This is a genomic window from Acidovorax sp. LjRoot117, assembly GCF_964252695.1.
Classification (GTDB): Bacteria; Pseudomonadota; Gammaproteobacteria; order Burkholderiales; family Burkholderiaceae_C; genus Acidovorax.
The window spans coordinates 32468-46326 of sequence record NZ_CAXUPO020000005.1 but is presented as its reverse complement, the minus strand read 5'-3'; the positions used below and the strand labels follow the sequence as shown (position 1 = coordinate 46326).

Below are 13859 nucleotides of genomic sequence, written 5' to 3'. Positions count from 1 at the left end.
AGCGTGTGTGTCCTGCGGCACACACGCCCACCCCCGGCCCTGCGCTTCTCGGCGCAGCCAGCAGGGGGTGAACACCACCCGGCTGCTGCCTGGGCAGCGGCGCCGGGGGTGGGGGACGCGCTGCGCGCTGCCCACAGGGTGGGTGCGGTCGCACTGCCCGAGCCGATGGGCTGCGAGTTGACCAAGGCTCCATAAATCCGTACTTCGTCTGTAGACAACTGCCCGCCGCTTCTCCAGCATTTGTGACACGCCAGATCGCGAAGCGACCGTGCCGCATCGCGCGCTGCCCACAACACTGGCGCGGCCGTCCTGCTCAGGCCGAAGCGCAGCGAGGCAAACTGGGCCGAGCGAAGCAATGGCCCGTGTGGAGCCCGCTCCCCACCCCTGCTGGCTGCGCCGAGAAGCGCAGGAGCTGGGGTGGGCGTGTGTGCCGCAGGACACACACGCTTCGTGATCTGACTTGCCGCAGCTGTTTGAGCGGAGTTCGAAGAACGCAGCGAGTTCTGCGGCACCACCCCAGTTCCGAGCATCGCAGGTTGCCCCCATCGCCCACCGGGCGATGGGGGACGCAGACTGGGGGTCGCCTTTTCTTTGGTGACTTTCTTTTGGCGACGCAAAAGAAAGTTACTGCGCCGCCGGGCGCACACCCCGGCCCCCGCCCCTCGCAAAGCCACACGGTAACCATGCCAACGCAGCCAAACACAGCCACGCACTAGTCGAACACAAGCCCAACTTAGCCCAACTCACCACCCCCCAAACCGCCCCCATTCCCCCACCACCACCCCACCGTCCACCGCCCGATACTCCCCATGCTGCGCCCCCGTCGCACACGCATGGTTCGGCAAGATCCGCAACTGCATCCCCACCGGAAACCGCCGCGCAATATCCCCCACGACCAGCGCATCAGAACCACCGACCAGCGACAGAATCCCGTGCTCCTGGTTCGCACCACTCAGCACATACCCGTCCAGCACAGCCCCATCCACATCGCACACCTGCCCATACCCATAGTCGCGCGACTGCTTGTGCGTCCCCCGGTCGCGGCTCATGGCCATCCAGCCGGCGTCGACGATGGCCCAACCCTTGTCCACCTGGTGGCCGATCACGGTGGTCAGCACGCTCAGCGCGATGTCGTCGGTGCTGCACACCCCCACGTTGTGCATCACCAGGTCGAAGAACACGTACACGCCCGCACGCACCTCCGTCACGCCCGTGAGGTCGCGGGCCGACAGGGCCGTGGGCGTGGAGCCCACGCTCACCACGGCGCAGGGCAGGCCCGCTGCGCGCAGGCGTTCGGCCGCGTGCACACAGCCGGCGCGCTCCTGCTCGGCCAGGGCGGTGAGGGCCTCGGGGGTGTTCAGGTCGTAGCTGCCGCCCGCGTGCGTCATGACGCCGGCCAGGCGCATGCCGCCCGCGTGCAGTACCCGGCCCACGTCGATCAGCGCGGCTTCGTCGGGGCGGATGCCCGAGCGGTGGCCGTCGGTGTCCACCTCGATCAGCACCTCGAACACCTCGCCGTGCTCACGGCCGAAGTCCACGATGGCCTGGGCTGCGGCGACGTTGTCGGTGACGATCTTCAGGCTGCAGCCTTGGCGGCGCAGCGCCAGCACCTGGGGCAGCTTGTGTGGCACGGTGCCCACCGCGTACAGAATGTCGGTGATGCCGTGGGCAAAGAACTGCGCGGCTTCCTTGAGGGTGGACACCGTGATGCCCTGCGCGCCGGCTGCGATCTGCGCCTGGGTCACGGCCGGGCACTTGGCGGTCTTGGCGTGCGGGCGAAAGCGCACGCCCAGTGCGTTCATGCGCTCCTGCATGCGCGCGATGTTGCGCTGCATGCGCGGCAGCTCGATCAGCGCAGCGGGCGTGTCGACCTGGGACAGGGGGATCGCAGGGGAGGTGGTGGGTGCTTCTTGCATGGCAAAGGGTCCTCGTTGTGTGGCTGGCTCACCCTGCGAGCAGGCTGCAAAAACGTTCCATGTCCACGTTGCCGCCGCTGATCAGCACGCCCACTTTCTTGCCCTTGAGCTCTGCAGCCCGTGCACGCGCCGCCGCAAAGCCCAGGCAGCCCGTAGGCTCCACCACCAGCTTCATGCGGGTCGCGAAAAAGCGCATGGCGTCCACCAGCTGGGCATCGCTCACGGTGAGGATGTCGTCCACGTCGCGGCGGATGATGGGGAAGGTGATGTTGCCCAGGTGCTGCGTCTGCGCGCCATCGGCAATGGTCTGGGGCGTGTCGATGTGCACGATGGAGCCGCTGCGAAACGACTGCTGCCCGTCGTTGCCCGCCTCGGGCTCCACGCCGTAGAGCTTGCAGTTTGGCGACAGTGCACGGGTGGCCAGGGCCGAGCCCGACAGCAGGCCGCCACCGCCCAGGCAGACGAAGAAGGCGTCCAGTTCGCCCACCTCTTCGAACAGCTCCTTGGCAGCGGTGCCCTGGCCGGCCAGCACGTCGGCGTGGTCATACGGCGGGATCATGGTCAGTCCATCGCGCTCGGCCAGGTCGCGGGTGATCTGCTCGCGGTCTTGCGTGTAGCGGTCGTAGAACACCACCTGGGCGCCGTAGCCCTGCGTGGCCGCGACCTTGGCGGCGGGGGCGTCCTGCGGCATGACGATGGTGGCGGGCATGCCCAGCTCGCGCGCGGCCAAGGCAATGCCCTGTGCATGGTTGCCCGACGAGAACGCGATCACCCCGGCCTTGCGCTGCGCGGCATCGAACTGGGCGAGCGCGTTGTAGGCACCGCGGAACTTGAACGCACCCATGCGCTGCAGGTTCTCGCACTTGAAGAACACCTGGGCGCCCATCTCCTCGTCGAGGATGCGCGAGGTGAGCACGGGCGTGCGGTGCGCAACGCCCGCGATGCGGCCGGCAGCGGCCACGACGTCATCGTAGGTGGGAAGGCGGTCTGCAATGGGGGTGGTAGTGGTCATGGCAACGATGGGTGTTGGTGGTTGAAAGCGGGATGGAAGCGGAAATGAAGAGAGGGGAGGGGGCGGGGGGCCGGTACCTGTCACCACGGCCAGGCCATCGCAGTGCCCACGCCCTGCGCCACGGCGTGCGTGTGCAGCATGCGGGCGACGGTGAGGTCCTGCAGGGCCAGGCCCGTCATGTCGAACACGGTGATGTCCTGCGCGCCGCGCGCCACCTGCACCTGGCCCGTGATCACATCGCCCAGTTCGGTGCAGGGCAGGCCGGGCGGCGCCCATTGCAGCTCGCCCAATTGGCGGGCTTGCGCGGCGTCGTCCACGAACACGCGGGCGCGCTCCAGCAGGACTTCGGGCAGCTCGCGCTTGCCCTGGGTGTCGGTGCCCACGGCGTTGATGTGGGTGCCCGGCTGCACGGCCGCTGCGTCGAACAGCGCGCCGCCGCCGGGCGTGGCGGTGATCACCACGTCGCTCGCGGCCACGGCGGCATTCGCGTCGGTGGCCAGGGCGATGTCGCAGCGGTGGGCCAACGCCGCCTCGAAGCCTTGGTTGCGCTGCCCGCCATGCGCCACATAGCGCACCCGGCGCAGCGCGGGCAGCACCTGCAGCGCAAAGCGCAGCTGCACGCGCGCCTGTACGCCGGTGCCGAAGAGGCACAGCTGCTCGCTGTCCGCCCGCGCCAGTTGCTGCAGCCCCAGTGCGCCGGCCGCGCCCGTGCGCTCGGTGGTGATGGCATTCCCGTCCAGCACGCACAGCGGGCGGCCGGTGGCAGGGTCGATCAGCATCACGGTGGCCTGGTGCGGCTCGCCGCCCTGCGCGCGGTTGGCGGGCCAGAAGCCCGCGGCCTTGAAGCCCAGCAGCCCCTGGGCGGGCACATCGCCCGACTTGATGCCGAACACCCCGCCCGTGGCCAGCGCCTCGCGCACCACGGGGAACACGCGGCCCGCGCGCTGGCTGTGCAGGGTGAAGGCCTCGCGCACGGCAGTCAGTACATCGTGCGGCTGCAGCAGCGTGTTGACCTGGTGGGTGTCGAGCAGCCGCAGGCCGGCCTGTGCGCGGTCGATGGTGGTGGGGTGGGCGCTCATGCCTTCACCTCACTTGGCCACGTCGCCATACACCGTGGCGCGCGATACGCCCAGGTGCTGCGCCACCACCTCCATGGCGCGGCGCACCTCCAGGCTGCCCGACTCGCGCAGTTCGCGCAGCAGCGCGCGGCGCTCGCTGGCCTTGAGCGCCCGCGGCGCGGTGGACAGGCGTGCCGCGAACTGGTCGATGCGCAGGCGGATGGCATCGGCGCCCGCAGGGTCGAGCGACTCGGTGAGCCCCGTGTCGCCGTCGATCGCGGTGAACTGCCCCACCACGCTCTGCAGGCTGCGAAACAGCGTGAGGTCCACATTCAGGCACAGCGCGGCGATGTACTCGCCCGATGAATCCTTGATGCCCACCGACGTGCTCTTGGCCTGTCGCCCGTCGGCAAACTGGTTGGCGTAGTTGGCGATCACCTGGGGGTAGTCGGGGTCGGCGATGCGCGCCAGGCCCAGCTCGGTCGTCGGCTCGCCCACGGCCCGGCCCGAGAGGTTGTTGTGGATTGCGAGGATGGATTGCCCCGGGTCCAGCAGGTCGTGCACGACCACCTCGCAGAACGGCGCAAAGGTGGCGGCCAGGCCCTGCGCGACCTGCTCGATCTGCGACAGCAGCACCGTGTGCTCGGCGGTGCGGGGGCGCGCTGGCCGTGCAGTCCGTTGACGGGGTGTTGGTGGCGTGGAAGGCGTCGAGGCTGTGGAGGACGTTGGGCGGGTCATGTCGACAATTTATCCAAAAATGGACAAATTGTCAAAATCTGGAATCCAGGCCCAGTCGCGAAGGCGAGTCATCGGGTCTCTGTGCGCAGGAATGAGGACATGCGCCAACGACAGCGCTCCGTCGTATCCACCGCAATGCAACGCTGCGCAGGTCAACGTGCAAAGCGGCACGCCGCTGCGGCAGAGCGCGTGTCAGTCCGTGTGGACAGGGCGCTGAAAGAACGCGTCCAGCACCGGCATCAGCGACGGAAACTCTTGCGCAAAGCGGGGCCTGTTGACGAAGTACGCCTCGCACGCCACAGCAAAGAATTCGGAGGGCGAGGTCGCGCCGTACGCATCCAGCCAGGGCCGCTCGGCGCCGAACCGTTCGGACATGATCACGCGCTCGCGGAACTGCTCGTACGCCGGCTCCCAGGCGGACCACCAGGCCTCGTAGGCGGCGCGGCCGGTGCGCGTGCCCATGAAGCCGGATGGCAATGGCGGGCAGCCGTTGGGTTCGCCGCTGCGCATGTCGAGCTTGTGCACGAACTCGTGCACCACCACGTTGTGCCCGCGCTCGGTGTTCTCGGCCGCGTTGGCGACGTGTTGCCAACTGAGCATGATGGGGCCGCGGTCCATCGCCTCGCCCAGCAGCACCTGCGCCTGTTCGTGCACCACGCCGGCTTCATCCACGACCTGGCGGCGCGCCACGGCCTCGCCCGGGTGCAGCACGATGGTCACGAAATCGTCGTACCACTTGAGGGCCTTGGCCGGGTCGCCCCAGTGCAGCAGCGGCAGGCAGGCCTGGGCGGCGATGTCGATGGCCATGGCGTCGGTGACCTCGAGGTCGTGCGCGCCGTGGAACCGCTTCTCGTGCAGGAACAGGGCGCTCAGCGCCCGCAGCTTGGACTGGTCGTGCAGTGACAGCGCAGACAGGAAGGGGTAGCGATGCAGCGTCTGCAACCACAGTGCGGCCGAGATGTCGGGCACGGGGGCGACGGTGGTGCGCACGTGGCGCCAGAGCCGGTTGAGGATGGGGGGCATGGTGTCAGGGCATGCCGACAAAGGCAGGCCCCGGAAGTCAATACACAGCCTACCTGGGGTCGAGTGCGATGCGTTCCAAGCCCTGGGCCGACAAACGCAGTGTTTCCAGCCGGGGGGGCAATGCGGCCGCATCCCAGTCGCTGAGCACCACGCGAGCGAGCCCGGGTGCGAGGGTGTGCTCTGCGGGGCGGTGCGTATGCCCATGCACCATCGTGCTGGCCCCGGCGGCCTGCAGCCAGCCGATGGCGGCAGGGCCGTCCACGTCGGCGTAGGTGACGCCGGACTGCTTCTTGGCTTCGCTCTCCTGGCGGATGCCGCGGGCTTGGGTGCGGCGCGTGGCCAGGGGCTGGGCGAGGAAAGCGTCTTGCCAGGCGCTGCTGCGCGCCTGGATGCGAAAGCGCTGGTAGTCCACATCGTCCAGGCACAGCAGGTCGCCGTGGCTGAGCACGATGCGCTGGTGGCCGAACACAAGGACCGTGGGGTCTGCGAGGCCGGTCATGCCGGTGCGCCGCAGGAATGCGGGTCCCGCCAGGAAGTCGCGGTTGCCGTGCATGAAGTACAGCGGCCTGCACTGCGATGCTGCGCCAAGGGCGGCGCAGCCCCGGGCTTCGAAGCTGCCGGGCTCGTCGATGGTGTCGTCGCCCACCCACACCTCGAACAGGTCACCCAGGATGAACAGCGCGTCGGCCTCTGTGGTGCGCAGGTAGTGCTCGAAGGCCGCTACGGTGGCGGGTTCGCTGGCCTGCAAATGCAGGTCCGAAATGAATTCGACCGTGCGCCAGTGCGAGGGAGCGATGAGCTCCTCGAACCGGGGCACGGTCGTGGTCACAAAAATGCTTGGGCTTGTGTCAGTCATCCCCTCCGCTGCGTGATGTACGCGGGCCCCGCAACCGGGGTCGCCGCAGCGCTCAAGGGGAATGTCGTGCTCAGAGCGCGACGGCCTTTTCGATGATCACGTCTTCCTTCGGCACGTCGTCGTGGAAGCCCTTGCGGCCCGTCTTGACGGCCTTGATCTTGTCGACCACGTCGGCGCCGCCGACCACCTTGCCGAACACGGCATAGCCCCAGCCCTGGGCCGACGGTGCGGTGTGGTTCAGGAAGCCGTTGTCCGCCACGTTGATGAAGAACTGGGCGGTGGCCGAGTGCGGGTCGCTGGTGCGGGCCATGGCCACGGTGTAGTTGGCGTTCTTCAGGCCGTTGTTGGCTTCGTTCTCGATGGGCGCGTCGGTGCCCTTCTGCGTCATGCCGGGTTCAAAGCCGCCGCCTTGCACCATGAAGCCGGGGATCACGCGGTGAAACACGGTGTTGTTGTAGTGGCCCTTGTTCACGTACGACAGGAAGTTGGCCACCGACTTGGGTGCCTTGGCTTCGTCGAGTTCGAGGGTGATGACGCCGTAGCCGGCAATGTGCAGTTCGACTTGGGGGTTGCTCATGGCAAGGTTCTTTCGATCAATGAATCAATGGATCAACAAAAAGGCTCACTTCACCAGCGTGGCGGAGTTGATGGTGACGGGCGTGTTGGGCACGTTCTGGTGCGGGCCCTTGTTGCCCACGGCCACGGCCTTGATCTTGTCGACCACGTCGGTGCCGCTCACCACCTTGCCGAACACGGCGTAGCCGTGGCCGTCAGGGCTGGGGGCGTTGAGCATGGCGTTGTCCTTCACGTTGATGAAGAACTGCGAGGTGGCCGAGTTGGGGTTGGCCGTGCGCGCCATGGCGATGGTGTAGGTGTCGTTCTTGAGGCCGTTGTTGGCTTCGAGCGCGATCGGGGGCTTGGTGGGCTTTTGCTGCATGTCGGCGGTGAAGCCGCCGCCCTGGATCATGAAGCCGTTCATCACGCGGTGGAACACCGTGCCGTCGTAGTGCTTGTCGTTCACGTAGGCCAGGAAGTTCTCGACCGTCTTGGGTGCCTTGGCAGGGTCGAGTTGCACGACGATGTCGCCCATCGAGGTGGCCAGCTTGACCTTGGGGGCCTCTTGCGCCTGCACATTTGCTACTGAAAAAGTAGCTGCTAGCGCAATGCTGGCAAGCGCCAGGGTCGAATTTCTTCTGGAAATCATCCAATCACTCCTTCGAAAAATATCTGCCATTGTTGGCCCCGTCGCGCCCAGTACTGGCGCTTGACCGGGCCCGTGCGGGCGCCTTCGGCGACTTCGCCGAACGTTACCACCATGGTGTCGGCGGAATCTGTCCACCGGAGGTAAGACTTGTCTTTGAGATGGAGTTCCCGGCCCCGCAGCGCGCGGGTCTCGGCCTTGAGGACCTCGGTCCACTCTTGGAGCGGCTTTTTGCGGTAGGTCTGGAAGTCGGGTGCGTAAAAGCCCAGCAGGCGCGTCATGTCGCCCTGGGTCTTGGCACTGCGCCAGGCGTTGAGCACGGCCTCGAACGACTTGCGTTCGGCGCTCACGCTGTGCGGCGCCACCCACTGCAGCTGGCGGGCGATGACGACGGGCGTGGAGCGGGGCTCCACCGTGCGCAGGATGCGTTCGAGATCGGGGTTGGCCAGCACCAGGCAGCCGTCGGTGGCCAGCGGGGCGCGCGCGAACTGGTCGGGCGGCGTGCCGTGCAGCCAGATGCCGCTGCCGGTCTTGCCGCGGCTCTGGTCCAGCGGGTTGGGGTAGTTGATGGGCAGGGCGCCGGCGCCGTAGAAGTCCTTGAGGGTGGCGGGGTCCAGGCGGCTGGTGATGAAGTACACCCCGAGCGGCGTGCGCTGGTCGCCTTCGGTGGCCTTTTCGGTGCCCAGCTTGCCGACGGACGCATAGTAGTCGGCCACCAGCTGCAGGCCCTTGCCCGTGTTCTCGAACAGGTACAGGCGCGAGCGGGATGCGTCCACGGCGATGGCATGGCGCGAGCGCGGCGACAGCTCCAGGAACTGCGCCGGGATGGTGTTCGCGGGCGGGCGGCTGCGCTGCGCGTCCACACGCTGGCGCGACTCGTTGCGCAGCTCTTCGAGCACGCTGGCGGCCTGGATGCTGCGGGTGGAGTCCGGCTCGGGCACATCGCCCATGCGGCGGATGGGCCGGGTGCGCGACATCATCAGGTCGCCCACGGCCAGTTGCGCCAGCTGGAAGTTGGGGTAGTCACGTGCCAGGCTTTCGGCCTGTGCCAGGGCCTCGCGCTGGCGGCCTTCGCCGATGAGCCTGTACACCGCCAGCAGGCGCGACTCGGCCTGGCCGTCGCGCAGCTCGACCGGCTTGGCCGCCGGTGCGGGCTCGGTGGCGGCCCGACGCGGCTTGTGGCTTTGGGCCAGGGCCGAACCCGGGCCGGCCTGCACCATGGCAACGGCCAGCAAGGTTGCGGCCGCGGCCCGGCGGCGTCGTGCGGTCAGCTCCACCAGCATGCGTGTCTTTGGTTCAGGGGTGGCAGAAATGAAAAAACGCCTGCGCGGCAGGCGCAGGCGCTGTGCGCGGTGCCACGATCAGCCGCCCGTGGCTTCGCGCACGATGGCCCAGCGGCCGTTGTGGTTCACCAGGTCCAGCGTCTTGCGGCTGGTGACGTTGAGCGAGTCGGCGCTGTAGGCCTGGCGAAAGCGTGCCGTGGCCTTGTCGCCGCTGACCGCGACGCTGAGGTCCGACACCCGCACGCTGATCTTGGACTTGCCCACGATGCGCGCTTCGCGCTCTTTCTCCCACGCGGCACGGGTCTGGCGGCCCGGTGGGTCGAAAGACTTGTCGTAGGCGCCCAGGTAGGCGCTCATGTCCTTGGCGGCCCAGGCAGCGGCCCAGGCCTGCACGGCAGCGGTGACGGATTGCACGGAGGCGTCGGACGCACCGGCCTCGGCCGCCGCAGGCGCCGGTGCCGGTGCGGGCGATGCCGCAGCGGCAGCCGGAGCAGCTGCGGGGGGGGCCACGGGCGCAGGGGCTGGCGCGGCCTTGGGCGCAGGCGCTGGCGTGGCTGCAGCCACTGGCGCAGGGGCAGGTGCAGCTGTGGGAGCTGGCGATGGGGCCGGGGCAGGGCGGGGCGCTGCAGCCGCCACGGGGGACGGCGCGGCAGCGGCTGCCGGGCGGCCCGTCTTGCTGGCCGCATCGGCGGAGAACAGCTCCCGGATCAGCGCCAGCTTGGGCTTGACGGAGTTGGCGTTGGTGGCGTCGAGCTGCAGGGCCTTGTTGTAGGCCTGGCTGGCCAGCTTGGCGTAGATGTCGCCCAGGTTCTCGTGCGCGGTGGCGTAGCTCGGATTGGTGCGGATCGCCATCTCCAGCGCCGTGCGGGCCTTGTCGAGCTGGTTCTGGTTGGCATAGAGCACCGCCAGGTTGTTGTAGGGCTCGGGCAGCTCCGGGTACTCTTCGGTCAGCTTGGTGAAGGTGGTGATCGCGTCGGCGGGCTTGCCGCTGTCGGCCTGTGCCACACCGCGCAAAAAGCGCAGTTGCGGGTCGCGCGGGTTGGCGGCCAGGCGCTGGTCGGCCTTGGCCAGCGCTTCGGCGGACTTGCCGGTCTTGAGCAACTGCGCGATGTCTGCGTAGTCGTCGGCATGCGCCACACCCGCGCCCAGCAGCGCGGTCAGCGCCGCCAGGCGCAAGAGTCGTGGAAGTGTGCGGAGGACTGGCTTCATGGGGAATTCCGGGAGTTGGGCAGCGGCCCGCAGGAGCGGGGGCTTATACTGCGGCGGATTGTAGCTGAGGGGGTTTGTCATGACGGAACGCTGTTGCCGCGGGTGATTTCGCTGTAGGCCCCCACCGGGCCAACCCCCCCGCCGGGGGCCCTTGCCCCCTGCTGCCGGGTGAATTTCGCTTCACCCACCACCCATCCCCCGTTACTGAAATCCCATGAGTTTGCGCATCTACAACACGCTGTCGCGTGCATTGGAGGACTTTTCCCCGCTCGAAACCGGCCATGTGCGCATGTATGTGTGCGGCATGACCATCTACGACCTGTGCCACATCGGCCACGCCCGCATGATGATGGCGTTCGACGTGGTGCAGCGCTGGCTCAAGGCCAGCGGCCTGCGCGTGACCTACGTGCGCAACATCACCGACATCGACGACAAGATCATCAAGCGCGCGCTGGAGCGGGGCATCACCATCCGCCAGCTCACCGACGAGATGATTGCGGCCATGCACCAGGACATCGGCCTCTTGGGCATCGAGCCGCCCTCGATCGAGCCCCGCGCCACCGAGTACGTGCCCCAGATGCTCTCGCTCATCGGCCAGCTGGAAGGCAAGGGCCTGGCCTACCGCGCGAGCAATGGCGACGTGAACTACTCCGTGCGCAAGTTCGACGGCTACGGCAAGCTGTCGGGCAAGTCGCTCGATGAACTGCGCGCCGGCGAACGCGTGGCCGTGCTGGACGGCAAGGAAGACCCGCTCGACTTCGTGCTGTGGAAGTCCTCCAAGCCCGAGGAGCCGCCCGAGGCCAAGTGGGACAGCGAATTCGGCTCCGGCCGCCCCGGCTGGCACATCGAGTGCTCGGCCATGTGCGGCGCCACGCTGGGCGAGACCTTCGACATCCACGGCGGCGGCGCCGACCTGCAATTCCCGCACCACGAAAACGAGATCGCCCAGAGCGAGGGCGCCACCGGCAAGCCGCTGGCCAAATTCTGGGTGCACAACGGCTTTGTGCGGGTGGACAACGAGAAAATGTCCAAGAGCCTGGGCAACTTCTTCACCATCCGCGACGTGCTCAAGACCTACGACGCGGAGACGGTGCGCTTTTTCATCGTGCGCGCCCACTACCGCAGCGCGCTGAACTACAGCGACGCGCACCTGGACGACGCCCGCCAGGCCCTGAAGCGCCTGTACACCGCACTGAGCCTGATAGCACCTGCGCAAATCCCCGCTATCGACTGGACGAACCCCTACGCGGCCCGCTTCAAGGCAGCGATGGACGAAGACTTCGGTACGCCCGAGGCAGTGGCCGTTCTGTTCGACCTGGCCAGCGAGGTCAACAAGACCCGGTCGGCCGAACTGGCCGGTCTGCTCCAGGCCCTGGGCGCTTGCCTGGGGATTCTGCAGGGCGACCCCAAGGCCTTCCTGCAGGCGGGTGCCGGTGCCAGCGGTGCCGACATCGAAGCGCAGATCGCCGCCCGCGCCGCCGCCAAGGCTGCCAAGAACTTTGCCGAGGCGGACCGCATCCGCCAGGCGCTGCTGGCGCAAGGCATTGTCCTCAAGGACTCCGCCGCCGGCACCACGTGGGAAGCAGCGCAGTGAGCCCGTGTCTGATGCGAAATATGCGCCTGTCGCACGTGGGGTAAGCGGTGGCAGCTACTAAAAAGATAGCGGCGGATGCCGCGGCGCCGCCGTTGGTGCTGGCCACGCCGGATTACTGGGCCGAGGCCTGCAAGCACCTGGTGAAGAAGGACCGGGTGATGAAGCGCCTTATCCCGCAGTTCGGCGACGCCGCGCTGCGCACGCGGGGCGACGCGTTCGTCACGCTGGCGCGCTCCATCGTGGGCCAGCAGGTGTCCGTGACCGCGGCGCAAGCCGTCTGGGAGCGTTTTGTGGCGCTGCTGCCGCGGGGCATGAAGCCCGCCAGCGTGCTCAAGCTCAAGATCGACGACATGCGCGCCGCGGGCCTGTCGGCGCGCAAGGTCGACTACCTCGTGGACCTGGCCATCCACTTCGAGAGCGGCAAGCTCCACGTGAAGGACTGGGCGGCCATGGACGACGAGGCCATCATTGCCGAGCTGGTCGCCATCCGCGGCATCGGGCGGTGGACCGCCGAGATGTTCCTCATCTTCTATCTGATGCGGCCCAACGTATTGCCCCTGGACGACCCGGGGTTGATCGCCGGCATCAGCCACAACTATTTCTCGGGCGATCCGGTCAGCCGCAGCGATGCGCGGGAAGTGGCCGAAGCCTGGAAGCCCTGGAGCAGCGTGGCAACTTGGTATATTTGGCGGTCGCTCGACCCCCTGCCGGTGGCTTATTGAACGGCTGACGCCGCCTGACGCGCTTATGCAAACTCGTTACATGTCGGTTACAGTGCGGGCCATTCGTGGCCGCCGCTCACCGGCGTGAGCCCTTAGGAGAACAACGTTGGCGAAAAAGACCTTTCTGGATTTCGAACAGCCCATCGCGGAACTCGAGTCCAAAATTGAAGAACTGCGCTACGTGCAGACCGAAAGTGCCGTCGACATCTCGGAAGAGATCGACCAGCTCAGCAAGAAGAGCCAGCAGCTCACCAAGGACATCTACAGCGAGCTGTCGCCCTGGCAGATCACCAAGATCGCCCGCCACCCCGAGCGTCCGTACACACTCGACTACGTGCGCGACATCTTCACCGACTTCGTCGAGCTGCACGGCGACCGCCACTATGCGGACGACCTGTCCATCGTGGGCGGCCTCGCGCGCTTCAACGGCCACGCCTGCATGGTGCTGGGCCACCAGAAGGGGCGCGACACCAAGGAGCGCGCCGCGCGCAACTTCGGCATGAGCAAGCCCGAGGGCTACCGCAAGGCCCTGCGCCTGATGAAGACGGCCGAGAAGTTCAAGCTGCCCGTGTTCACCTTCGTGGACACGCCCGGCGCCTATCCGGGCATCGATGCCGAAGAGCGCGGCCAGTCCGAGGCGATCGGCCGCAACATCTTCGAGATGGCGCAACTGGAAGTGCCCATCATCACCACCATCATCGGCGAAGGCGGCTCCGGCGGCGCGCTGGCCATCAGCGTGGGCGATCAGGTCGTGATGCTGCAGTACGCGATCTACTCCGTCATCAGCCCCGAAGGCTGCGCGTCCATCCTCTGGAAGACCAGCGACAAGGCCCAGGAAGCGGCCGACGCGCTGGGCATCACCGCCCACCGCCTGAAGGCCCTGGGCCTGGTGGACAAGATCGTGAGCGAGCCGGTGGGCGGCGCCCACCGCGACCACAAGCAGATGTCGGCCTTCCTCAAGCGTGCTTTGGGCGATGCCTACCGCCAGGTGGCCGACCTCAAGGTCAAGGACCTGCTGGACCGCCGCTACGAGCGCCTGCAAAGCTACGGCCGCTTCAGCGACACCAAGGCGGACAGCCGCTGATCCCCCGGTGCAGCGCCGCGCGGCGGCGCCCCGCAAAGACGGCCCTTCGGGGCCGTCTGTCGTTTGGGGCCAACGCGGTCTGTAGGTGCGCGTGTAACCTCTGGCGCGGAGGTTGCAACCGGATGTAGCATGGTCGTGCCCCCCACCATCGGGGGATGCAGGA

General features: G+C 67.6%; 13 protein-coding genes. 3 read left to right on the top strand and 10 right to left on the bottom strand.

Going from position 1 to position 13859, the window contains the following annotated elements; genetic code table 11:
• Window positions 1-743: 743 nt before the first annotated feature.
• From ACSQ3D_RS15345 to ACSQ3D_RS15300, 10 genes are all read right to left on the bottom strand, one after another.
• Window positions 744-1916, bottom strand: coding sequence for a DSD1 family PLP-dependent enzyme (locus ACSQ3D_RS15345; RefSeq protein ID WP_436127489.1), 1173 nt, complete (start codon window positions 1914-1916; stop codon window positions 744-746).
• Between the two features lie 28 nt (window positions 1917-1944).
• Window positions 1945-2928: a threo-3-hydroxy-L-aspartate ammonia-lyase gene (locus ACSQ3D_RS15340; protein ID WP_436127488.1), complete on the bottom strand. Its 984-nt coding sequence runs from the start codon at window positions 2926-2928 to the stop codon at window positions 1945-1947.
• An 80-nt stretch (window positions 2929-3008) separates the two neighbouring features.
• The gene (locus ACSQ3D_RS15335) at window positions 3009-4007 is read right to left on the bottom strand and encodes an ornithine cyclodeaminase family protein (protein ID WP_436127487.1); all 999 of its coding nucleotides are present in this window, start codon (window positions 4005-4007) and stop codon (window positions 3009-3011) included.
• Window positions 4008-4016: 9 nt separating this feature from the next.
• Window positions 4017-4724, bottom strand: coding sequence for a transcriptional regulator (locus ACSQ3D_RS15330; RefSeq protein ID WP_396504040.1), 708 nt, complete (start codon window positions 4722-4724; stop codon window positions 4017-4019).
• Between the two features lie 192 nt (window positions 4725-4916).
• Window positions 4917-5747 (bottom strand): zinc-dependent peptidase, encoded by an 831-nt coding sequence (locus ACSQ3D_RS15325; protein WP_436127486.1) that lies wholly within the window; start codon window positions 5745-5747, stop codon window positions 4917-4919.
• Between the two features lie 49 nt (window positions 5748-5796).
• A complete protein-coding gene (locus ACSQ3D_RS15320; RefSeq protein WP_436127485.1) occupies window positions 5797-6576 on the bottom strand; it encodes a UDP-2,3-diacylglucosamine diphosphatase in 780 nt (259 codons plus the stop codon).
• Window positions 6577-6673: 97 nt separating this feature from the next.
• Entirely contained in the window at window positions 6674-7180 is a 507-nt protein-coding gene (locus tag ACSQ3D_RS15315; RefSeq protein ID WP_056418821.1) for a peptidylprolyl isomerase, read from the bottom strand.
• 45 nt (window positions 7181-7225) lie between these two features.
• The gene (locus tag ACSQ3D_RS15310) at window positions 7226-7807 is read right to left on the bottom strand and encodes a peptidylprolyl isomerase (RefSeq protein WP_056423139.1); all 582 of its coding nucleotides are present in this window, start codon (window positions 7805-7807) and stop codon (window positions 7226-7228) included.
• Window positions 7804-9087, bottom strand: coding sequence for a L,D-transpeptidase family protein (locus ACSQ3D_RS15305; RefSeq protein ID WP_436127484.1), 1284 nt, complete (start codon window positions 9085-9087; stop codon window positions 7804-7806). The genes ACSQ3D_RS15310 and ACSQ3D_RS15305 overlap by 4 nt, the downstream gene beginning before the upstream one ends.
• A 78-nt stretch (window positions 9088-9165) precedes the next feature.
• Complete coding sequence (locus ACSQ3D_RS15300) at window positions 9166-10296, bottom strand: L,D-transpeptidase Cds6 family protein (protein ID WP_396504044.1); 1131 nt, start codon at window positions 10294-10296, stop codon at window positions 9166-9168.
• A gap of 214 nt (window positions 10297-10510) precedes the next feature.
• Here ACSQ3D_RS15300 and cysS point away from each other — a divergent pair, with 214 nt between their 5' ends.
• The 3 genes from cysS to ACSQ3D_RS15285 all read left to right on the top strand — a co-directional run bounded on the left by cysS (window position 10511) and on the right by ACSQ3D_RS15285 (window position 13696).
• Window positions 10511-11890, top strand: a complete 1380-nt coding sequence (gene cysS / locus ACSQ3D_RS15295) for a cysteine--tRNA ligase (protein ID WP_436127483.1) — start codon at window positions 10511-10513, stop codon at window positions 11888-11890.
• Between the two features lie 47 nt (window positions 11891-11937).
• Window positions 11938-12612, top strand: coding sequence for a DNA-3-methyladenine glycosylase family protein (locus ACSQ3D_RS15290; RefSeq protein ID WP_396504046.1), 675 nt, complete (start codon window positions 11938-11940; stop codon window positions 12610-12612).
• Between the two features lie 106 nt (window positions 12613-12718).
• On the top strand, window positions 12719-13696 hold the full coding sequence (locus tag ACSQ3D_RS15285; RefSeq protein ID WP_056418804.1) for an acetyl-CoA carboxylase carboxyltransferase subunit alpha: 978 nt from the start codon (window positions 12719-12721) through the stop codon (window positions 13694-13696).
• Window positions 13697-13859: the final 163 nt, after the last annotated feature.